The organism is Acrocarpospora pleiomorpha (assembly GCF_009687885.1).
GTDB lineage: Bacteria > Actinomycetota > Actinomycetes > Streptosporangiales > Streptosporangiaceae > Acrocarpospora > Acrocarpospora pleiomorpha.
On the sequence record NZ_BLAF01000004.1, the window covers coordinates 177,637 to 197,631 of the forward strand.

The window sequence follows — 19,995 nt, forward strand, 5'->3', positions numbered from 1 at the left end:
AACGATACGGTCGAGCGCGACTTCACCGTTGGCGACGTCCCCGGACTCAGGTCGCCAGCCTCCGGTGCCGAGCGTGCGCCCCTCATGTTCGACGTGATCATTGCCGGGTGCGGGCCGACCGGCGCGATGCTGGCCGCCGAACTGCGGCTGCACGACGTGCGGGTACTCGTTCTGGAGAAGGAAACCGAGCCCAAGTCGTTCGTCCGCATAGTCGGTCTGCATATTCGCAGTCTCGAGCTGATGGCGATGCGCGGGCTGCTGGATCGCATTCTCGGACACGGAAGACAGCGTCCGGCCAGCGGTTTCTTCGCCGCCATCGCCAAACCCGCGCCCAAGGGCCTGGATTCCGCGCACGCCTATCTGCTGGGCATCCCGCAGCCGGTCATCGAACGCCTGCTCGAAGAGCATGCGATCGAACTGGGTGCCCAGGTCCGGCACGGTTGTGCGGTGGCCGGTTTCGAGCAGGACGACGAGGGTGTGACCGTCGAGCTGGCCGACGGGGAACAGCTGCGTGCGCGCTATCTCGTCGGCTGTGACGGCGCGCGCAGTACGGTGCGCAAACTGCTCGGCGTCGGCTTCCCCGGCGAGCCCTCGCGGACCGAGACGCTGATGGGCGAGATGGAAGTGGGCGTGCCGCAGGAGGAGATCACCGCCAAGGTGACCGAAATCCACGAGACCCATAGGCGATTCTGGCTCAGGCCCTTCGGCGAAGGGGTTTACAGCGTCGTCGTCCCCGCCGGGGGAGTCAGCGATCGCGCGGAACCGCCCACCCTCGAGGATTTCCAACAACAGTTGCGCACCATCGCCGGAACCGATTTCGGCGTGCACTCCCCGCGCTGGATGTCCCGCTTCGGGGATGCCACCCGGCTGGCCGAACGTTATCGGGTCGGGCGGGTGCTGCTGGCCGGCGATGCGGCACACATCCATCCACCCATCGGCGGGCAGGGCCTCAACCTGGGTGTTCAGGACGCGTTCAACCTCGGCTGGAAGCTGGCCGCGCAGATCCGCGGCTGGGCGCCGGAAACACTGCTGGACACCTACCAGGCCGAACGTCATCCGGTCGCCGCGGACGTGCTGGACAACACCCGCGCCCAGATGGAACTGCTGTCCGCCGAACCGGGCCCGCAGGCCGCGCGCAGGCTGCTCACCGAACTGATGGACTTCGACGAGGTGAACCGCTATCTGATCGAGAAGATCACCGCGATCGGCATCCGCTACGACTTCGGCGCAGGCCCCGACCTGCTCGGCCGCCGCCTGCGCGACATCGACGTGAAACAGGGCCGCCTCTACGATCTGCTGCATCGCGGCCGCGGCCTGCTGCTGGACCGCACCGAACGCCTGACCGTCGGCGGCTGGTCAGACCGAGTCGATCACCTCGCGGATCCCACTGCGGTACTGGATGTTCCGAGCGTCCTGCTACGCCCCGACGGCCACGTCGCCTGGATCGGCGACGATCAGCAGGACCTGGACGGCCACCTCGCCCGCTGGTTCGGCAAGCCCGCCAACTGATAGCGTTCACGGCTCGGCCGCCCGCCCTTCACCGGCATCAGTGGCCGGTGAAGGGCGGGCGGCCCGGCGACGGCAGAGGCTGGTACTCTGGGCGGCGCAGCGACGACTGGGTCTGCTGCGGAGATCGAAGGAGGTGAGTCGATGACTGTCGTGGAGACCGCTGCCATGTGCAGCGCCCGGATCATCCTCACTTCCCGGGCCTCGTCCTGACCCGCACCTGCCTTCCTCTCTCCTAGCGGGAGTTCTTGGTCGCGCGTGCCGTCCGGAGGGGCCCCTTCCCAAGGTCTCCGCATTGTTTCAGCAACCTGATTCTCAGCAACCTGCCTTCTTCTCTCCTGCGCGCGTCCTGACTCCGGCCGACTACGGCTGGGACGAGGAACGCGACCATTCCTTCCGCTCCACCGCCTCGCGCACCTCCCACGGTCAGGTCCTGGCCGCGATCGCGCGCCTGCGACGCGCCATCAACCCCTCCTCCCACCACAGGGCATGACGGAAAGGAATTTGGTCATGGACCTTCCCCGCATCTTCACCATCCGCGAGAGCAGCCACCGCATCCACAACCCGCTGACTGCCGACAAGTTGGCCGCCCTGGGCCAGGCACTCCACCTGGCCCCCGGGACACGAGTGCTCGACCTGGCCAGCGGCTCGGGCGAGATGCTGTGCACCTGGGCACGTGACCTGGGCTTCACGGGCACGGGCGTGGACATCAGCACGGTCTTCACCGAGCAGGCCCAGGCACGTGCCATCGAGCTCGGCGTCGCCGACCGGGTCGAGTTCGTCCACGGCGACGCCTCCGGTCATGTCGCGGACGAGCCGGTCGATCTCGCCGCCTGCGTCGGCGCCACCTGGATCGGGAACGGCGTCGCCGGAACGGCCGAGCTGCTCGGTCGCAGCCTCCGCCCCGGAGGTCTGATGCTGATCGGCGAGCCCTACTGGCGCCGGACTCCGCCGGACCAGGAGGCCGCGGAGGCCTGCCACGCCACCAGCCTGGCCGACTTCCTGCCGCTGCCCGAGCTGATCGAGCAGTTCGGCGACCTCGGGTACGACGTCGTGGAAATGATGCTGGCCGACCAGGACAGCTGGGACCGGTATTGCGCGGCACAGTGGCTCAACCTCCGCCGCTGGCTCGACCGGAACCCGGACGACGAACTGGCGCCCGAGGTACGGGCCGAGCTCACCACCGAGCCCGCACGCTACGCGCGCTACATGCGTGAGTATCTCGGCTGGGGAGTCTTCGCCCTGATGAAGCGCTGATCGTCAGATCCGCGCGGGGCCGGGCGGCACGCCGTGAGCGTCATTCCCTGCCGCCCGGCCACCTTCAACCGCCGCTGGTCGTGCGATGTGATTCTCCGCCTGGGTTTGGTTGCGGCTTGATGAACACGGCCGTTCGGCAGGGCTGGAAATTCTTCAAAGAAGTCCGGGAGGAAGTGTCGGGTCGGGGCGGTGGTGTTCGTAGCAGGGGTGAGGCCGCCCGCAAGGGGCGGCGCCAAGGCAAAGGAACCGCGATCATGAAGCTGACGACCGTGACTCAGGTCACCATCGATGGAGTGACGCAGGGAAACGGCGGTGCGTCGGATGAGGACCGCAGGAACGGATTCGAGCGCGGCGGATGGGCACTGGGGGCGGGTGACGACGAGACCAGGACGTTCATCACGCAGACCTACCAGCGCGCCGAGGCGTTCCTGTTCGGCCGGCGCACCTACGAGCTGTTCGCCGGCTCCTGGGGATCAATCGACCAGATGCGCGCCCATCCCATCGGCGTGGCCTTGAACGAGGCCCCCAAGTACGTTGCCTCGACCTCGCTCACCGCGCCGCGTTGGGAGGACACGACCGTTCTCCGCGGTGACCTCGCGGCGGCCATCAGTGAGCTGAAGGCCAAGCCCGGGGGAGAGCTGCAGGTGCACGGCAGTGGCATCCTGACCCGGTGGCTGCTGGAGAACGACCTGGTCGACGAGATGATTCTGATCGTGATCCCGGTGATCCTCGGCCAGGGCGCGAGACTGTTCCCGGAGACCGGTCCGGATCTTGCGCTCGACCTGGTCGAGTCGCGGGTCGACTCGAAGGGCGTGACGATCCAGGTCTGCCGGCCGGCCGGGCGCCCGCGGTATGCAAGGGCCTGAAGTCCCTGCCACCGAACCACGCTGTCTTGACACCACAGGAGATGATCTTCAGATGCAGTACCTGGTTTCCGTGATCGATGACAAAAGTAATCCCGGCAGCACGGACAGGCGGCCTGCCATCAGCGCGTTCAACGAACGACTGATCGCCGAGGGCTACTGGGTTTTCGCGGGCGGACTCGCGGACACCGACGCGGCCACGGTCATCGACAACCGGGGCGAGCAGGCGGTGTTCAGCGACGGGCCTTTCGTGGAGTCGAAGGAGTACCTCGCCGGCGTCTGGGTGTGGGAGGCCCCCGATCTGGATGTGGCGCTCAAGCTAGCCGCCGAGGCGTCGAAGGTCTGCGATCGGAAGATTGAGGTGCGGCCGTTCCAGTGAGCGACGTCGAGAAGGCGATCACTCGGGCCCACCACGACGGGTGGCTGACCACCACCGCCAACCGCAAGGCCATCGACCGGATCCGGCGCGAGAACAAACGCGATGACAAGCTCAAGGAGGCTCAGATGCTGCAGGACAACACCCCACCCGAGCCGCTGGGCGTCATCGACGACGACCGGCTCCGGCTGATCTTCACCTGCTGTCATCCGGCGCTGGCGGTGGAAGCGCGCGCGGCGTTGACGCCGCGCATGGTCGGCGGTCTGACCGTGCCCGAGATCGCCCGTGCCTTCCTGGTGCGGGGGACCACCATGGAGCAGCGCATCACCCGCGCGAAGGCCAAGATCAGGGCGGCTCGCATCCCCTATCGGATGCCGTCCGCCGACGATCTGCCGGTTCGTGTCTCCGGCCTGCTTTATTGATCTACTTTGTAAAGCAAGGCGCTTGGTTATCGAATCAATTCTCGAAACCCAAACCAAAACGCTCAGCGACGCCGGGTCGGAACGCCTCCACGAACAACGCTTAGCTGCGTCGGCGCTGGTGAGCGGTAGGTACTCGCGGATCTTGCGGCGCGCGTCCGGCCGCTGGTCGCCGAGCGACATGCCCAGCGTGGGAACTGCTTGGCGATCTCCAGCGCGGTGAGAGGGCCCGGCGCTGTCCGGAACGCGAGGACTACCTGCGGACGCAGATCGCGCACCGATTAGGTTTCCGCGCCGTGCCCGTCTGTACGTGTGAGATCGACTCACGAGAGGCTGGCACGATGCGGAAACTGATCTTCGGCATGAACCTGAGCTTGGACGGCTACATCGCCGCGCCTGGCGACGACCTCGGCTGGAGCGTACCGAGCGACGAGCTGTTCCAGTGGTGGTCCGACCGGGTGGGGGCGACCGGCCTGGCGCTGTACGGGCGCAAACTGTGGGAGACGATGAGCTCCCACTGGCCGACCGCCGACCAGCAGCCCGGCGCCACACCGGCGGAGATCGAGTACGCCCGCCGCTGGCGGGACATGCCGAAGGTGGTGTTCTCCTCGACGATCGACAAGGTCGACTGGAACACCCGCCTGGTCACCGGCGACGCGGTCGCCGAGATCACCCGGCTCAAGGCCGAGGACGGCGGCCCGATGGACATCTGCGGCGCCACGCTCGCCGGGGCGGCCATGCGGGCCGGGCTGATCGACGAGTACGTGCTGGTCACCCACCCGGTCCTGGTGGGCGGCGGCACGCCGTTCTTTACGGCCCTGGACAGCTGGGTGAACCTGAACCTGGTGGAGACGCGGACGTTTCCCGGCGGCTTGGTGCTGACCCGATACGAGACGAGGCGATGAGCACGGGCCAAATGCTCGGCTCGTGAGGCCAGGTCGAAATCCTTCCTGGCGTGCTCACCGTGACCCTCGGCGATGAGGCAACCCTTCCCCGGGCCCCTCGTTGCATTCCGAGTGAGCTGCTGACCGACTCGCTGGAGATGAGGGCGACGGCGTCGTTGATCGTGACGATGGTCTTCGGGCACGAAGATGCCCCGCCGGCAACGCCGGCGGGGCGGTGGTGTTCGCGTTGTCGCGTTGGTGTTCAGCTGGTCGGGGTGCTCATTCGGCGGTGACTTCGGTGACGGCGGCCCGTGCGCTGGACTCCTCGACGATGGGGACTTCGTCTGATCACAGTGTCGGGGGCAGGCCCAGCCATGGTTTGTCGGTGGCGTCGAATCCGGTGAGCTCGGCGATCTTCCCGTCGACGATGTGCAGGACCGCGATGGCAAATAGCCGGTACTCCGGGTCGTCGGGGGTGCGGAGGTACAGCACGGCGGCAGGCATGCGGTTGACCGTCGTGGTGATACCGCGCCAGTCGTCGTGGCCGCGCTGGAAGAGCCCACCGGAGACCCAGCCGTCCACCGCGTCCTTGGCCGTCGTGGTCACGGTGCCCGAATCGGGCAGCATCGCGAAGCGCAGGTCGTCGCGCAGCAGGGACATCAGCCCGTCGAGGTCGTTGCGCTCATGGGCGTCGATATACGACCTCACCGCGCCGCGCTCATCGCTCGACAGCTCGTGCGTGGCGGGGCTCCGCCAGTCGAGGCGGCGGTCGGGCAGCTGATCGCGCATCGTCACGCGCGCCCGCTGCAGTGCGCTGGTCACCGATGCGACGGTCAGCTCGAGGGCGTCGGCGGCCTTCGACGCCGGCCAGCCGAGGACGTCGCGCAGGATGAACACCGCCCGCTGCCGCGGCGGCAGGTGCTGGACGGCGACGATGAACGCCAGCTCGATCGTCTCCCGCGCCACCACCGATTCCTGCGGGTCCTCGGGGAGCATCCGGTCGGGGTACGGCTGCAGGTACAGCACCTCGGAGCCGGGGTCCGGCAGCTCGGACGGCACGGGTGTGCGGTCGTTGCGCTTCTCCAGGAAGTCGAGGCAGGCGTTCGTCGCGATCCGGTACAGCCAGGTCCGCAGCGCAGCGTGGCCCTTGAACGACTCCCGCTTGTTCCACGCCCGCAGGAACGTCTCCTGCGTCATGTCCTGGGCGTCCTCGTAGTTCGCGAGCATCCGGTAGCAGTGCACCTGCAGCTCACGCCGGTAGCGCTCCGTGATGAGCGCGAACTGTGCCGCGTCATTTGAGCGGGCCGCCGCGATGAACGCGGCCTCGTCGTCGCCTAGCAGTCTGGCGTTGGTCATGGTCGTCAATCCTTCCGCAGGTGGCGAGGGGCTACCAGAACTGACGACGTGGCGGAGGATTTCTGAGCGGTGAAGCCGCTGACACCGGGCCGTTCGCCAGGCCGGATGGGTCGGGTCGATCCAAAGGAAGGCTGCAGTGGGTCGCGTTCCCCTGCCGCGATCGCACGGGGTCGTCGGCGGTGCGTATCAGGATTGCGCGGGTTCCTCGTGTGGCGCGTTGAGGGCGGCGGTGAAGAGGTTGGCGAGTTTGAACGGTGTCTGGTCGCCGAGGAAGAGGTCGACGGTCTCGTTTGCATCGGCGTATGCGGCGTCGCTGCGCGGGAAGAGACCTTGTTCGTAGGCGGTGAGTGCCGCTTCGATGTCGCCGGGGTTGGCGGCGATCGCCTTGGCGAGTTCGGCGCCGTCGAGCATCGCCAGGTTCGCGCCCTCGCCGGACGGCGGCATCAGGTGTGCGGCGTCGCCGAGGAGCGTCACGCCGGGGGTGCGGTCCCATCGGTGCCCGTCGGGGAGGGTGTAGATCGAGCGCGGGATTGGTGCGGTGTCGCTGTCGGTGATCAGAGCGGTGAGCTCCGGCGCCCATCCCTGGAGCTCGGCCGCGACCTGGGCGGTCGCGGCGGCGGCGTCGGTGAAGTCGATGCCGGCCACCCACTCCTCAGGGCAGTGCAGCTCGAAGTACGTGTGCAGGATATTGCCCGCCTCGCGGTGCGCGATGATCCCCTTTCCGGGAGACAGGGCGTACATCGCGCCGCCGCCGACCGCCTTGGCCGCCGCGGGGTGCCGCTCGTCGGCGTCGTGCAGGAAGGTCTCGATGGAGGAGGTGCCGGTGTAGCGGGGCTTGGCATCGGACAGCAGCGGCCTGATCCTCGACCAGGCGCCGTCGGCGCCGACCAGGAGGCCGGTGGTCACGGCCGGTCCCTGGGCGAAGGTCACCTCATGCAGGCCGTCGCCCAGGGACCGGGCACCGGTGACCTTGCGTCCCCACTGGATAGTCTCGGCAGGCAAGGAGTCGAGCAGGATCCGGCGCAGGTCGCCGCGGAGCACCTCTGGACGCCCGTGCGTGCCGTCGTCGGGCATTTCGGCCAGCACCGTTCCGCGGGAGTCGAGCACGCGTGAAGCCGCGCCGCCCTCATGGATGATCGCGCGGAACTCCTCCATCAGGCCGGCCGCCTCGAGCGCGAGCTGCCCGTTGTAGTCGTGGATGTCGAGCTGGCCGCCCTGCGTGCGGGCCCCCGCAGAGGAATCGGCCTCATAGACCATCGCGGGGATGCCGTTGACATGCAGAACGCGGGCGAGGGTGAGGCCACCAAGGCCCGCACCGATGATCGTGACTGGTGTCGTCATCATGTTCCTCTCAAACTCGGTTGGAGCACTGCTCCAATATATACCCCGTTTGGAGCAGTGCTCCAAACGGTGGCATGATGGAGCTCATGGCGACCAGGACGAAACGAGGGGAACGGCGCGCGGACGCGCTGTCGAGGGAGCGGATCGTCGAAGCGGCCATCGAGATCCTCGACGCCGGTGGTGAGAGCGCCCTGACCATCCGGGCGCTCACGGCCCGCCTGGCGACAGGGACCGGGGCGATCTATCACCACGTCGCCAACATGAACGAACTGTTCGCGGCGGCCACCGGCGACGTCATCGCCAGTGCCATGACCGACGTAGTCAGCGTCGCCGACCCGCGGGAGGCGATCCGGGCCACCGCCCTCGCAGTGTTCGACGCGACCGACTCCCACCCCTGGGCGGGCTCCCAGCTCTCGCGCGAGCCGTGGCAGCCCGCGTTCCTGCAGATCGCGGAAAGCCTCGGCAGGCACCTCCAGGTGCTTGGTGTCCCCCAGCGAGCACAGTTCGACTGCGGATCCGCGCTCGGGAACTACATCCTCGGCGTCGCCGGACAGAACGCCGCCCGTACCCGCCTCCACCCGCACGACCGGTCGGCCGTACTCGAAGACATCGCCGCACGGTGGGCGCAACTCGACCCCGACAAGTACCCGATCATGCGCCAGGTGGCGACACAACTGCCCGAGCACGACGACCGCGCGCAGTTCCTGGTCGGCATCGACCTCATCCTGGCCGGCATCACAACCGTCCTCACCCGGGAGTCGTAGGCGCGGCGGGTGTCGCCGTCCAGCGGGGCCCGCTTCAGCGCTGCGGCGTGGGCGGTATCAGAAGCTCTGATGGGAGGGCGGCGTCGGCGCGTTGATCTGGCCCAAAGTCCCGAGGCCACGCTCAGGCCAAGTCCGTTCGGGGGTCGGCCAAGATACGACGGAAACCGGCAACCAGTGATCTTGAGTTGAACTTGCCGCAGGTGAGGTGCTGGGGCGGATCGGCATTCGCTGCCCGACCAGGGACAGCGATGCGCAAACGCAGCCGGAGGCCCGATCTTGTGTCACCGTTCGCAGTGGACTTTCTTCGCGTACCCGCTCAGATCGGTCAACGGCGCACTCGATAGCGCAGGTGAAGCACCCGGTTGCCCTGAATCACCACGTCAGGATCCTCCAACAGGTGCTGCGCGTGGACCGACCCGAAGTAGCGCTTGCCGGACCCGAAGACGACGGGTACGACGTCCATGCGCACCTCGTCGATCAGGCCCGCGGCAAGCACCTGGCCGCCGACGTCGCCGGCGGCGACCTCGACCATGCGGTCACCGGCAAGCTCCTGCGCCTTGGCCACGGCTGCCTCGACGCCGTCGACGAAGTGGAACGGCGCCTCGGGGTCCCAGCCCTCGGGCATCGGCCGGTGCGACACGACGACCACGTGGTCGATGCCGCCCGGCGGCTTCCCGTCCCAGCCGTCCGTCAGGTCGAAGACGTGGCGGCCGACGATCGTGACTCCGATCTGGTCCCAGTACGGCCGGGTGTAGTCGTAGGACGTCTGCGACACCTTCAGCTCGCCGCTCTCGTCCAACGGGACGTCACCGCTGGACAACCAGTCGAACAGCGGTCCGGGCTGGTCGTTCTCGTCCGCGACGAAGCCGTCCACCGACACCGAGCTGTACATGACCACCTTGCCCACGGGGCTCTCCTCTGCTTTGGGGTGCCCCCAAATTAGCGTGTCGTGAGCTGTCGCTCTTGTAAGAAATCAATCGGCCGGCAGCGGCCAGCCGTCCAGCGCGTGGCCGGGATGTTCGCGCAGGAACCGCCGCCGGACCTCGACGTACCGGGTCGGCGTGAGCCCGGTGAACGCCCGGAACTCGTGGCCGAAGTGGGCCTGGTCGAAGTAGCCTGCGCCACCGGCGAGGTCGCTCCAGTCGATCGGTCCGGCGGGGTCGATCGCGAACACGGTGGCGGTGAAGCGGTAGGTGCGGGCCAGCCGCTTCGGCGTGACGCCGATGAGCTCCTTGAACCGCTGTGCCAGATGAGTGCTGCTGACACCGGCTGCCACGCTCAGGTCGCCGATCGCCACCGCCCCGCTGGTCGCCGCGATGACGCTGCTGGTATGGCGGACCAGCCCCAGACCGGCGGTCTCGCGCAGCCGTCGCATCAGCTCCTCCTCGAGCAGCGTCAGCATCTCGTGCGGTCCGTCCGCCGTGGCCAGCCGGTCCCGCAGCTCGGCAATGGCGGGCCGGCCCCAAACCTGCTCCACCGTCACCGGCCGGTCGCACAGCTCGGCCGCGGGCATCGGCAGGAACGGCGCCAGCCCCCACGGCTTGACGTGCACGCCGACGGACCGGGTCCCCGGCGGATAGCCGAACTCGAAGGCGCGGGTGGGCATGGTGACCACGCAGCCGTCGGCGTACTCGGCCGTCTCGATGTCGGTGCCGGCGCGGATGCGGAACGGCGCCCCGAGGTTGACGATGAGCAACGCCGACGGGCTCGGCGGCAGCGTCAGCCGGGCGTACGGCGGCGCGCCCTCCAGGTAGTAGAGGTCGTCGATCAGCCCGTCCAGCGGCGGTCGCGGCACTCTGGACACGTACTCCACGCCCACAGTATCGCCGACGCCCCGCCGGCATCGCGCGCCGGGAAGTCCAGCCGCGCTGCCGCCGGCATCGAGCCGGCGCCGATCCCGGACGAGCGCCCGGCCGCGGACATTTGACATGCTCAAGCGCGCGCTGGAAGATCCCGCTGGCCGGCCGGACGGGGAAGGCGGGAAACCCTGGGGCCGAATGCAGCACCGCGCCGCTGGCCAGGTCCTGATGGCTGGTCCGGACGATCGCGTGACGGTAGGTCATGCGGTGTGGCCGCGACGCTGGCGGGCGGCCTCGTACAACACCACGGTCGCCGCGCTGGCGGCGTTCAGGGAGCTGGCTGAGCCGGCCATTGGGATGCGCGCCATCGTGTCGCACGCCTGTCGCCATCCCGCGCTCAGTCCGGTGGTCTCGTTGCCGATGACCAGCAGGGTGGGGCCGGTCAGGTCCAGTTCGGCGACGTCGCAGGTGCCGTTCTCGTCCGTGCCTACCACCCTCAGCGGCTGCCCCTGGGCGCGCAGCCGCTCTACCCATGCCAGCACCTCCCGGTGTGAGGGGGACCGCACCACCGGCAGCGTCAGCAGCGACCCGGTGGAGGCCCGCACCGATCGGGGATCGTAGGGGTCGGCGGCGTGTCCGGTGACGATCAGGCCCGCGCCGCCGAACGCGTCCAGTGAGCGCGCCATCGTCCCGATGTTTCCGGGGTTGTTTGGCCGGTCGAACACCACGCCCAGGAAGGACGGGCCCACCTGGATGCGGGACAGCTCATCGTCTGGCAGCCCGGTCACCGCCACCAGTTCGGGTATGTCCTCGTCTTTGCCGCCCAGCTCTCGCAACAGGTCGGGGGCCATGGCCACCCGCTCGCCGCCAGCCGTCTTCAGCATCTGCTCGGCCCAGTTCGACAGCGGCCGCTCGGCGTCGTAGATCAGCGTATGCACCGGCCAGCCGAACTCGACCACCAGGCTGATCGGGCGCACTCCCTGGACCAGGAACTCCCCGGCTCGCTGCCGCTTGGTCCGGTTGCCCAGCAGCGCCTGCCACTGCTGGAACCGCGCGTTCGCACGCGTGATGCGCACGTTGCCCTCGATTCACTACGCGTTACAGAATAGGGGGATCTCCACGTTCCTGCGCGTCCGCCGCACTCCACGCCGATGCGCGGCACCGGCGCGCCGTGCTGCAGAAACGGGCATTCCGCCGAACCCACCCGGCAGTTCCCGCCCACAGCCAAGGCCCAGCTCGCTCAAGATCACTCGATGTCTTCGGATGACGGTGTTCGGTCTCTTCGCGTGATCTTGTCCGGCATGTCGTCGTGAGGCTGGTGTGTTGTCGACGGCACTCGCCCGATGGTCGATAACGGCTGGCGCGGCGCTGCCGGACGTGCCGCTGCCCAGGCACGTGTTCTCCGCCCGGTTCTCGGAACGGATGAAGCATGTCTATCCGGCGCTGCCGCCGGTGCCGTCCCCGTCCGGACCGGGGGTGTCCTGTCCCAGGCCCCGACGGATTGCGATCTCCACGGGTGAGTACGCGCCGTCGGCCCGCTCCAGCTCGTAGGGCGCGGCCGGCATCAGCGGCGGCTGGGCCATGAAGCGCGGCCGCACCCCATGGTGCGGTTGCGCCGCGTGCACCAGGAATGGGTGGCACAGGAAGACGTCGCCCGGGGACCCGGTGGCGAGGGCGAGTGGCCGGTGGTCGGACGCCGCCACCAGATCGGGCGCGAGGGCCAGCCCGCTCGCCCCCTCCTCCCCGTACTTCTCCAGCACCTTCGGCACGTCGAGGTGCGAGCCGACCCGGATCCGGGTCGGGGCGTCCTCCTCACCGACCTCGCTGAACAGGAACAGCATCAGCAGCGCCCGGCCCCGGGAGCGCAGATTTGTGAAGTACCAGCTCTCGCCCTCCGGCAGATAGCTACCCTCGATGTGCCAGCCCGCGTCGTCCGGCTCCTGCTCGTGCGGGAAGCGCAGCGGGAACGTGCCCAGCGAGTAGCGCGGCTCCCAGCGTCCCGCGCCGACGAGCAGGTCGTACGCGTGCTGCAGGAACGGGGAGTTGGGTGCGGCGGCGAACGGCCCCTGCGCCATGCCGGCCACCCAGTGCACGGGCTGCCTCCACGTCGCTGGATCGTCCGGGTCGCAGCCCGTCTCTCGCCACAGCAGCCGCGCGCAGTCCGCGGCGACGCGCGGCGCGACGGCGCCCTCCAACTTCACGAAGCCATCGCGGAGGAAGCGGGATACCAAGGTCGTGTCATCCATGCCCCCATCGTGCGCCGACATCGGTCCCGATCACCCGACATTTCCCGCGCCACCTTTGTCGGGTGTGCGGCCTTGCTTTATTGATCTACTTTGTAAAGCGGGGCGCTTGATTGTCGAATTAATCCCCACAACCCCAAACCAAAACACTCAGCAACACCAGGTCGGAACGCCTCTACGAACACATCGGCCCCGCTGCCGTGTCCCGTACCCGCTCGCGCCCTTGAGGACGAGCGTCAGTCGGCGCTTGCCGCTGAGGCGTCCAGGGGAAGTGGTGTTCATTCTGGGACGGAGAGGGTCTGCTCCGCGAGGCGTTCCGCCGCGAGGTCGACCAGTCCTCGTCTGCGGAACTTGCCGGACGCGGAGACCGGCACGGCCGCTTCGGCGATCAGGAACGCGTACTTGGGCACCTTGTAGCGGGCCAGGCGCGACTGGCAGTGCGCGATGACGGTGTCGGGATCGGGGTGGGCGCCGGGCGCGGGGACGATCCAGGCGCAGCCGACCTGTCCCCAGCGGCGGTCCGGCACGCCTACCACGAAGGTGGCCCCGACCTCCGGCAGGCTGGCGATCAGAGCCTCGACTTCACGCGGGGAGACCAGTTCGCCTCCGGACCGGTAGACGTCGGAGTTGCGGCCGGTGAAGACGAACGCGCCGTCCTCGCGGACTCGCCCGAGGTCGCCGGAGCGAAACCAGCCGTCGGCCCGGGAGGTGTCGGTCTCCGGGTCCACGCGCCAGTAGCCGGGGGAGACGCTCGGTCCGCGATACTGGAGCTCGCCGATCTCACCGGGCGCGACCATCTGTCCGCTGTCAGGGTCGACCAGCCGCCACTCGTGCTCGGCGCCGTCGCGGGCGGCGATTCCCGCGCAGCCGGCCGTCGACTCCCAGCCGACCGTGTTGGCCAGGACCTCGTTCGACGAACCGGGCGGGACCATGAACGCCGTGCCCTGGAGTTCGGTCATGCCGAAGCCGGAGGTCACCTCGTCCACGCCGAAGGCGTCGCGGACCTTCTGCCAGTCGGCCTCGGGCATCGCGTCGCCGCCGATGAAGACCGAGCGCAACGCCCAGCCGGGGTGGGCGGTGCGGTCGAAGGTGGCGAGCTCGTCGATCAGCCGGTGGGCCATCGCCGCCACGACGACGATGTCGCTTGCCGCACCGGCCGCGATCGTCTCCAGCTGCTCCTTGGGGTCGAACCGCTGCCGCAGGATCACCCGGCCTCCGGCGAAGGTGGCCGGCAGGATGCACTGCGCCAGGCCGAACAGGTGGAACGAGGGCAGCGCCGTCAGGCTGCTCCACCCGGTGTCGTAGCCGCGGGTGAGGGCCGTCCCGTACGCCTCCCGGAGCATCGCGTCGCTGTGCAGGAGCGCGCCCTTGGGGGTGCCGGACGACCCTGCGGTGTACATGATGGCGCACGGCGCGGTGGGGGACTCGGCGTCCGGTGCGGAGGCGTCCTCGCTGAACAGGTCGTCCCAGGCCGTCCACGGTTCGAACCGGGGCAAGCCGGATCGGACGACGAGCCGCGGGCCGTCGCTCTCGAAGGCGCCGGTGCTCCGCACCACGGTGGCGACGTCCCGGCCGGCGATCTCGCAGTCGAGTACGACGATCGACGGAGCGGAGTGGTCCAGGACGTAACGCATCTCCTCAGGACCGAGGAGGTAGTTCATCGGTACGGCGATGGCCCCGATGCGGGTCAGGCCGGCGTACATGGCGACGAACTCGGCGGAGTTGCCCATGAGCAGGGCCACCCGGTCGCCGACGCCGATTCCGGCCCGGTGGAACGCGCCCGCCGCGCGCCTGCTGTAGGCCGCCATGTCGCGGTAGGTCCAGGACTGCCCGGTGCTTTCGATGTAGATGTTGTCCGGCCATCGTTCGGCGCAGTGGTCGAGGTGCTGGGCGAAGGTCCGTGGTGTCCAGGCCGGCCAGCTCAGCTCGAGATCGGCCCTCCGCTGGGCGAGGCCGGCGTTCGTGGCGTCGAGGGAGCGCTCCAAGGCGACCTCACCTCGTCCTTCGACTCGCAGCGAGGATGCTCCGGTCGGGGCCTTCGTATTCCGACTGGATGATAGCGGTCAAGGTCACTCCTAGCCTGCAGCCTTGCGGGACTTCAGTATACTGTCCAGTCAGAATATCTCATAGAGTCGTTCCGGTCGCCGCCTCGGGATGGCGGACCTACCGGACGGTCACCCCGGCGGCGAGGCCGTGGAACAGGAGCTGGGAGAACAGCTGTGCCAGTGCGTCCGGGCGCAGCCGGCCGCGTGGGTTGTACCAGCGCGCCGCCGAGTTGAACATGCCCACCAGGGCCCGGGCGAGGAAGCTCGGGCTCACCCCGACGATCTCCCCGTTGGCCTCCGCGCGGTCCAGCACCGCACGGAAGATCGCCAGCCAGTCGTTGCGGAGCCGGTCGATCCGGCGGTACGACTTCGTGTCGAGGTAGCGCATGTTGTCGTTGATCACCGCGATGGCGTCGCGATTCGCGGCGACGAACCGCATGTACACGGTGATGAGCCGGTGCAGCGAGTCGAGGGCGGGCGTCGAGTCGTCGTCGTTGGCCAGTTCCTCGTGCAGCAGGCTCAGGCTCTCCTGGAAGGTCGAGCGGTGGATCTGCTCCAGGAGGTCGTTCTTGTAGCCGGCGTGGTACATCACCGCGCCCTTGGTGACGTCGGCCACGTCGGCCAGGTCGCGCATCGAGGTCGCGTGGTATCCGTGCTCGGCGAAGCTCTTGACGGCCGCCAGCCGGACCCGCTCGCGGTGGTCCTGGCTGTTGCCGGCCGCCGGTGTGGAGATCGGCCGCGCCGTGGCGCGGGTGGTGACCAGGGCGCGGCCGGCCGCCGCGCCGTGCAGGAACAGGTCGCCGTACTGGTCGGCGAGCTCGGCCGGGGACAGCGGGCCGTCCGGGTGGTACCAGCGGTACATCTCCGTGACCGTGCCCAGGACGGTCTGCGCCACCGTACGGGCCGGGAGGTCGGCGAACGCGCCCGCGTCGATGCCTGCCTGGACCACCGAGGCCGCGTACGCCTCGTAGGCGTCGCGGCGTTCCTCGATCAGCCGGGCCTGGGCCGGGCCCAGGTGCTTGCGCTCTTCGAAGAAGACGCCGATCTCGGTCGGGTGGTCGGCCACCATCTGGGCGGTCTGGCGGACCACGCGGCGGAACTCGCCGGTGGGGTCGGTTATGTCCTGCCGGTCGCTGGGCACGAGGGCGTGCCCGGAGAAGGTGTCGTGGATCTCGAAGAGGAGGTCTTCCTTCGAGGGCACGTAACGGTAGAGCGTCCGCTTGGTGATGTTGGCCGCCTCGGCGACATCGTCCATCGTGGTCGGAACGAAACCACGCGCGGCGAACAGCTCGGCGGCGCAGCGAAGGATCTCCGCTCGACGCTGATCCGCCGGAATGCGGTTGGAACCCGTGCGCGTTCGTCTCATGCGCGTCCACTCTCGCTCGCCGACTCGAAGTCGATGCCGCCCGTCAACGACCGTCATCTCTGCCTGGCGACCAGGGGCGCACCGCAGAATCGGCCCCCCGTCCGGTCGTCTACTGACCTTTAAGTATAGGTGGATCGCCCGCCCCCGGACCGCTCCGCCCGGCCGCGAGCAGCCGGTCCACCGTCTCGCGGGCGATCTCGTTCAGCAGGGACGGCGGCTGACCGGACACCAGGCCGGCGAAGAGACCGACGTCCTTGTTCAGCAGGTTCACGTAGTCCATCCGTGGCTCGGGCCGATAGAACCGCGTCAGACCGACCATCACGCTCCCGCCGCTGGTGTGCCGCAGCGCGGCCAGCATCTCCTCGGGATCCAGCCCGGCCGCCTCGCCGACGCGCAGCGCGTCGAAGATCAACGCCAGGTTCGACACGGCGAGCGTGTTGTTGATGATCTTCATGTGCTGACCGCTGCCGAGCGGCCCGAGATGGAAGACGAAGTCGGCATAGGCGCGCAGGACCGGACGGGCCCGCTCCACAACGTCCGCCTCACCCCCGACGAGCAGGCTGACGCGCGACTCGTCGTGCGAGGCGCCGTCGCGGGTGACCGGTGCGTCGATCACGTGGACGCCCTGCGGGGCGGCCCGCTCCGCGAGAGCCGCGCAGGTCCGCGGCGCGACCGTACTGTGGATCACGAGCGTCGTTCCCGGCCGCATCGCCTCCAGCAGCCCGCCGCCGACCACCACGTCCACCACGTCGGCGTCGGCCGTCACGCAGACCCCGACGACGTCGCACCGCTCGCCCAGCTCGGCCGGGGACGCGGCGAGCGCGGCCCGGGTGCCGGCGAACGGCTCCAGGGACTGCTCGCGGCGGGCCCACAGGACGACGTCGTACGGCGACGCCAGCAGCCGGCGGACGAGCGGGACGCCCTGGTCGCCGAGGCCGATCCAGCCGATCCGGGCCGCCGTCACCGCTGCCCTCCGGGCGTGCGCGGGGCCACCCGAACCGGGAGCCCGCTCAGGGTCGGCATGCCTGTCAGCGGGTCGATGCCCGTTCTGGTGCTGGTCAGCCGGTTCACGTTGGTCCTTTCGAAGCCGTGCGGAACGCTCACCGCGCCGCGAGGCAGCCGCCGGTCGAGCCGGGCCGGCGCGTCGAGCGCGCCGAACTCGCTGGTGACGGTGACGGGATCGCCGTCGCCGACGCTGAGATCGGCGGCGTCGAGCGGGTTGAGGTACACCGCGTCCGACGCGTCGTTGGCCGGGCCGGTGGCGAGCTGGGAGTTGAAGTGCCGTAGCTGGCGGCGCGGCAGGAGCACCAGTCCGCCGGCCGTGGCGGGCAGGTACATCGCCGCGCGGAGTTCGGCGGGGGCGAGGTTCCACCCGCCGCGCTCGCGGACGCCCGCCCGCACCCAGCCCGTGGCCGGCTCGGGGTCCACGACGACCCGCGCGGCGCGCAGCGTTTCGAGGTCGCAGCGGGCCGTGCGCAGCGCGTCGGCGAACAGCGTGTCGGCCGTCGCCTCGGCGACGGGGACGCCGCCGGGCAGGATCGATCGGCCGAGCCGCTCGCCGAGATCGGCCAGGATCCGCCACAGCTCCCTGCGGTCGGCCCCCGGAGGTACGACCGCGTCGGTGTACTGCGCCGAGATCTCCGGCGCGTACTGGTCGGTCAGGAACGTGATGTCGGCCCGCTCCAGCTGGCCGGCGCAGGGCAGCAGGTGGGTGGCCGGCCGGGTCGTCCCGTTGTGGACGACGTCGGCGACCGCGACGACCTCGGCCGTCCGCAGGGCCCGCCGCGCGCGGTCCGTGTCCGGCAGGCACGAGGTCAGGTTTCCGCCCAGCACCAGGAGCGCGCGGACGTTCCCCTCCTCGATCTCGTCGAGCAGGGCGACAGCCGGCTGCTCGCCGAACTGGCGGGGGAGCTCGGGCCGGCTCGGCGGCCCAGGACGTGGCCGGTGGTGGCCCGCGCGCCAGGGGCGCCGGTCCAGGGACCGGATGAAGCCGGGGTTGAACCAGGTGCCCCCGGGCGCGTCCGCCGACCCGGTGACGATCTGGAGGACGAGCATCAGCCACTGGGTGAGCGTGCCGGACCGGGACATCGTCACTCCGGTGCCGGTCAGGCCCGCGAACCGGCCGTGCCGCCGCAGCGCGTCGCGCAGCGCCACCAGGTCCTCCGGCGCGACCCCGCACACCCGGCCGGCCAGCGCCAGATCGTAGGGGGCCAGGCAATCCGCGAGCTCGGCCAACCCGGTTGTCTCGCGGGCCAGCGCGTCGTGGTCGGCGACGGCCAGCATCTCGTTGACGAGGGCGGCCAGCCAGACGTGGTCGGTTCCGGGGCGCGGCGCCAGGTGCCGGGTCGCCATCTCGGCTGTCTCGGTGCGCCGTGGGTCGACGACCCAGACCTCGCCGCGGGCGGTCAGTTCGCGCAGCCGGGCGCGCGGATTCGGGGCGCCGCTGGAGTGGCCGTGGGAGACGACCGGGTTGGAGCCGACCACGACGGTCAGCGTGGCGCCGGGCGCCACCCCGGCGGCGAAGAGGCCCGGCTGGCCGGCGACCAGCGCGCCGACGAGGGGTTTGGCCGGCGCGTCGATGGTGAGCGGGCTGTAGACGCTCGTGGTCGCGAGCGCCCTGGCGAGCCGTCGTGAGGCGAGCGCGCCGGCGGCGTCCATCCCGCCGCCTGAGCCGTTGAAGACGGCGATCGCGTCAGGGCCGCTGTCCCGGCTGATCGCGGTCAGCCGGGTGGCGAGGTCATCGAGCACGGTGTCCCAGGTGGCCGGTCGCCGATCCGGCCCGGCCCGGCCGGTCATCGGCGTGTCGAGCCGGTCCGGGTCGTGGTGGAAGCCCGGGAGCGCACGCCCCTTGGCGCAGGTGTACCCGGCGGACAGCGGGTGTCCGGCGTCCCCGGCGGCTCTGACGACCCGCCCGTCGTCAACGTCGATGAGCAGACCGCAGTGCGCGACGCAGAACCGGCAGTAGCTGCGAACGGTTACCGTCACTTGGGGTCCTTGTGGCGGCCGCCGGCGAGTCTGGCGGCGGCCGCGCCGAGGTCCGGGCGGAACCGGTTGGCGTACTGGAACTGCATCAACACGTGCTCGGCCGCCGACTGGTCCCGGCCGGCCACGAGCATGCGCTTGGTCGCCTGGACCGCCGCAGGATCGCCGCCGGCGATCTCCCTGGCCAGTTCGGCGGTGACCGCGCGCAGCGACTCGTCGGGGACCACCCGGCTGACCAGGCCGACGGCCCCGGCCTCCGGGCCGGAGAGCACCCTGCCGGTGAACAGGAGTTCGGCTGCCAGCGCGTATCCGACCTGGCGGGGGAGCAGCCACGTCGCCGCGCCGGTGTCGGAGACCCCGCCCATCCTCGCGTACGGGAAGCCGAACCGGGCCGACTCGCCGGCGATCCGGATGTCGGCCTGAAGGGCGAGCTCGTACCCGTAGCCGAACGCGGGACCGTTGACCATCGCGATCACGGGCTGGCGCACGGCGCTGAGGTTCCAGAGTCCGTCCCGGGAGTCGAGCAGCGAGCCGCTGGCCGGCGGGAACATCGGGGCCGTCCGCAGCGTCTCGTCCCGGAGGTCGGCGCCGGAGCAGAATCCCCGGCCGGCGCCGGTCACGACGATCACCCGGACGTCGGGCCTGGGGGACAGGCCGGCGACGACGTCCTGGATCCGCGCGATGCGGGCGAGGGTGACGGGGTTGAGCCGGCGTGGCTCGTTGAGCGTCACCCAGGCGATCCCGTCCTCGACCTCGGCCCGCACGTAGTCCTCGTCGCTCATGGTGTCCCTTCC

At 69.8% G+C, this 19,995-nt stretch carries 18 protein-coding genes and 1 pseudogene; 7 read left to right on the forward strand and 12 right to left on the reverse strand.

Annotation, left to right across the window (positions count from 1 at the left end):
* Nucleotides 1-84: 84 nt before the first annotated feature.
* From rox to Aple_RS00865, 6 genes are all read left to right on the forward strand, one after another.
* Nucleotides 85-1,509 carry a rifampin monooxygenase gene (gene rox / locus Aple_RS00840; RefSeq protein WP_218038081.1) on the forward strand — a complete coding sequence of 475 codons (1,425 nt, stop codon included), beginning with the start codon at nt 85-87 and terminating at the stop codon, nt 1,507-1,509.
* A 507-nt stretch (nt 1,510-2,016) separates the two neighbouring features.
* On the forward strand, nt 2,017-2,763 hold the full coding sequence (locus Aple_RS00845) for a class I SAM-dependent methyltransferase (RefSeq protein ID WP_155342468.1): 747 nt from the start codon (nt 2,017-2,019) through the stop codon (nt 2,761-2,763).
* Between the two features lie 254 nt (nt 2,764-3,017).
* On the forward strand, nt 3,018-3,629 hold the full coding sequence (locus tag Aple_RS00850; RefSeq protein ID WP_155342469.1) for a dihydrofolate reductase family protein: 612 nt from the start codon (nt 3,018-3,020) through the stop codon (nt 3,627-3,629).
* A 52-nt stretch (nt 3,630-3,681) separates the two neighbouring features.
* On the forward strand, nt 3,682-4,005 hold the full coding sequence (locus tag Aple_RS00855) for a YciI family protein (protein WP_091093081.1): 324 nt from the start codon (nt 3,682-3,684) through the stop codon (nt 4,003-4,005).
* Nucleotides 4,002-4,424 carry a sigma factor-like helix-turn-helix DNA-binding protein gene (locus tag Aple_RS00860; protein ID WP_218038038.1) on the forward strand — a complete coding sequence of 141 codons (423 nt, stop codon included), beginning with the start codon at nt 4,002-4,004 and terminating at the stop codon, nt 4,422-4,424. The genes Aple_RS00855 and Aple_RS00860 overlap by 4 nt, the downstream gene beginning before the upstream one ends.
* Nucleotides 4,425-4,762: 338 nt before the next feature.
* Nucleotides 4,763-5,326 (forward strand): dihydrofolate reductase family protein, encoded by a 564-nt coding sequence (locus Aple_RS00865; protein WP_155342470.1) that lies wholly within the window; start codon nt 4,763-4,765, stop codon nt 5,324-5,326.
* Between the two features lie 327 nt (nt 5,327-5,653).
* Here the strand turns inward: Aple_RS00865 and Aple_RS00870 are convergent, their stop codons facing one another.
* Together Aple_RS00870 and Aple_RS00875 are read right to left on the reverse strand one after the other, a co-directional pair.
* A complete protein-coding gene (locus Aple_RS00870) occupies nt 5,654-6,661 on the reverse strand; it encodes an RNA polymerase subunit sigma-70 (RefSeq protein ID WP_155342471.1) in 1,008 nt (335 codons plus the stop codon).
* Between the two features lie 186 nt (nt 6,662-6,847).
* Nucleotides 6,848-8,005 (reverse strand): FAD-dependent oxidoreductase, encoded by a 1,158-nt coding sequence (locus Aple_RS00875; RefSeq protein ID WP_246264021.1) that lies wholly within the window; start codon nt 8,003-8,005, stop codon nt 6,848-6,850.
* 83 nt (nt 8,006-8,088) lie between these two features.
* On the opposite strand from Aple_RS00875, the gene Aple_RS00880 reads away from it, so the two are divergent.
* The gene (locus Aple_RS00880) at nt 8,089-8,766 is read left to right on the forward strand and encodes a TetR/AcrR family transcriptional regulator (protein WP_218038039.1); all 678 of its coding nucleotides are present in this window, start codon (nt 8,089-8,091) and stop codon (nt 8,764-8,766) included.
* A 325-nt stretch (nt 8,767-9,091) separates the two neighbouring features.
* On the opposite strand, the gene Aple_RS00885 is transcribed toward Aple_RS00880, so the two are convergent.
* The 10 genes and pseudogenes from Aple_RS00885 to Aple_RS00925 form a co-directional block, all read right to left on the reverse strand.
* A complete protein-coding gene (locus tag Aple_RS00885) occupies nt 9,092-9,673 on the reverse strand; it encodes a dihydrofolate reductase family protein (RefSeq protein WP_155342472.1) in 582 nt (193 codons plus the stop codon).
* Nucleotides 9,674-9,739: 66 nt separating this feature from the next.
* Complete coding sequence (locus Aple_RS00890) at nt 9,740-10,579, reverse strand: helix-turn-helix domain-containing protein (RefSeq protein ID WP_218038040.1); 840 nt, start codon at nt 10,577-10,579, stop codon at nt 9,740-9,742.
* 166 nt (nt 10,580-10,745) lie between these two features.
* Nucleotides 10,746-10,829, reverse strand: a pseudogene (locus tag Aple_RS56125) (rRNA methyltransferase); the annotation flags it as partial.
* The gene (locus Aple_RS00895) at nt 10,826-11,641 is read right to left on the reverse strand and encodes a TrmH family RNA methyltransferase (RefSeq protein WP_218038041.1); all 816 of its coding nucleotides are present in this window, start codon (nt 11,639-11,641) and stop codon (nt 10,826-10,828) included. The pseudogene Aple_RS56125 and the gene Aple_RS00895, both read right to left, overlap by 4 nt.
* A 357-nt stretch (nt 11,642-11,998) precedes the next feature.
* Nucleotides 11,999-12,811: a phytanoyl-CoA dioxygenase family protein gene (locus Aple_RS00900; RefSeq protein WP_155342474.1), complete on the reverse strand. Its 813-nt coding sequence runs from the start codon at nt 12,809-12,811 to the stop codon at nt 11,999-12,001.
* Nucleotides 12,812-13,086: 275 nt separating this feature from the next.
* Nucleotides 13,087-14,793 (reverse strand): class I adenylate-forming enzyme family protein, encoded by a 1,707-nt coding sequence (locus tag Aple_RS00905; RefSeq protein ID WP_155342475.1) that lies wholly within the window; start codon nt 14,791-14,793, stop codon nt 13,087-13,089.
* A 178-nt stretch (nt 14,794-14,971) separates the two neighbouring features.
* Entirely contained in the window at nt 14,972-16,219 is a 1,248-nt protein-coding gene (locus Aple_RS00910) for a TetR-type transcription factor C-terminal domain-containing protein (RefSeq protein WP_170321212.1), read from the reverse strand.
* A gap of 109 nt (nt 16,220-16,328) precedes the next feature.
* Nucleotides 16,329-17,183 carry an NAD(P)-dependent oxidoreductase gene (locus tag Aple_RS00915; RefSeq protein ID WP_155342477.1) on the reverse strand — a complete coding sequence of 285 codons (855 nt, stop codon included), beginning with the start codon at nt 17,181-17,183 and terminating at the stop codon, nt 16,329-16,331.
* Nucleotides 17,180-19,204 (reverse strand): molybdopterin-containing oxidoreductase family protein, encoded by a 2,025-nt coding sequence (locus Aple_RS00920; protein ID WP_155342478.1) that lies wholly within the window; start codon nt 19,202-19,204, stop codon nt 17,180-17,182. The genes Aple_RS00915 and Aple_RS00920 overlap by 4 nt, the downstream gene beginning before the upstream one ends.
* Nucleotides 19,201-19,983 (reverse strand): enoyl-CoA hydratase/isomerase family protein, encoded by a 783-nt coding sequence (locus Aple_RS00925; protein ID WP_155342479.1) that lies wholly within the window; start codon nt 19,981-19,983, stop codon nt 19,201-19,203. Before Aple_RS00925 ends, Aple_RS00920 begins: the two co-directional genes overlap by 4 nt.
* Between the last annotated feature and the right edge of the window lie 12 nt (nt 19,984-19,995).

Coding starts and splice junctions, on each gene's coding strand:
- Aple_RS00865 (WP_155342470.1), top strand. CDS start 4,763: ATGCGGAAACTGATCTTCGGCATGAACCTGAGCTTGGACGGCTACATC.
- Aple_RS00910 (WP_170321212.1), bottom strand. CDS start 16,219: ATGAGACGAACGCGCACGGGTTCCAACCGCATTCCGGCGGATCAGCGT.
- Aple_RS00880 (WP_218038039.1), top strand. CDS start 8,089: ATGGCGACCAGGACGAAACGAGGGGAACGGCGCGCGGACGCGCTGTCG.
- Aple_RS00925 (WP_155342479.1), bottom strand. CDS start 19,983: ATGAGCGACGAGGACTACGTGCGGGCCGAGGTCGAGGACGGGATCGCC.
- Aple_RS00845 (WP_155342468.1), top strand. CDS start 2,017: ATGGACCTTCCCCGCATCTTCACCATCCGCGAGAGCAGCCACCGCATC.
- Aple_RS00900 (WP_155342474.1), bottom strand. CDS start 12,811: ATGGATGACACGACCTTGGTATCCCGCTTCCTCCGCGATGGCTTCGTG.
- Aple_RS00870 (WP_155342471.1), bottom strand. CDS start 6,661: ATGACCAACGCCAGACTGCTAGGCGACGACGAGGCCGCGTTCATCGCG.
- Aple_RS00875 (WP_246264021.1), bottom strand. CDS start 8,005: ATGATGACGACACCAGTCACGATCATCGGTGCGGGCCTTGGTGGCCTC.
- rox (WP_218038081.1), top strand. CDS start 85: ATGTTCGACGTGATCATTGCCGGGTGCGGGCCGACCGGCGCGATGCTG.
- Aple_RS00850 (WP_155342469.1), top strand. CDS start 3,018: ATGAAGCTGACGACCGTGACTCAGGTCACCATCGATGGAGTGACGCAG.
- Aple_RS00855 (WP_091093081.1), top strand. CDS start 3,682: ATGCAGTACCTGGTTTCCGTGATCGATGACAAAAGTAATCCCGGCAGC.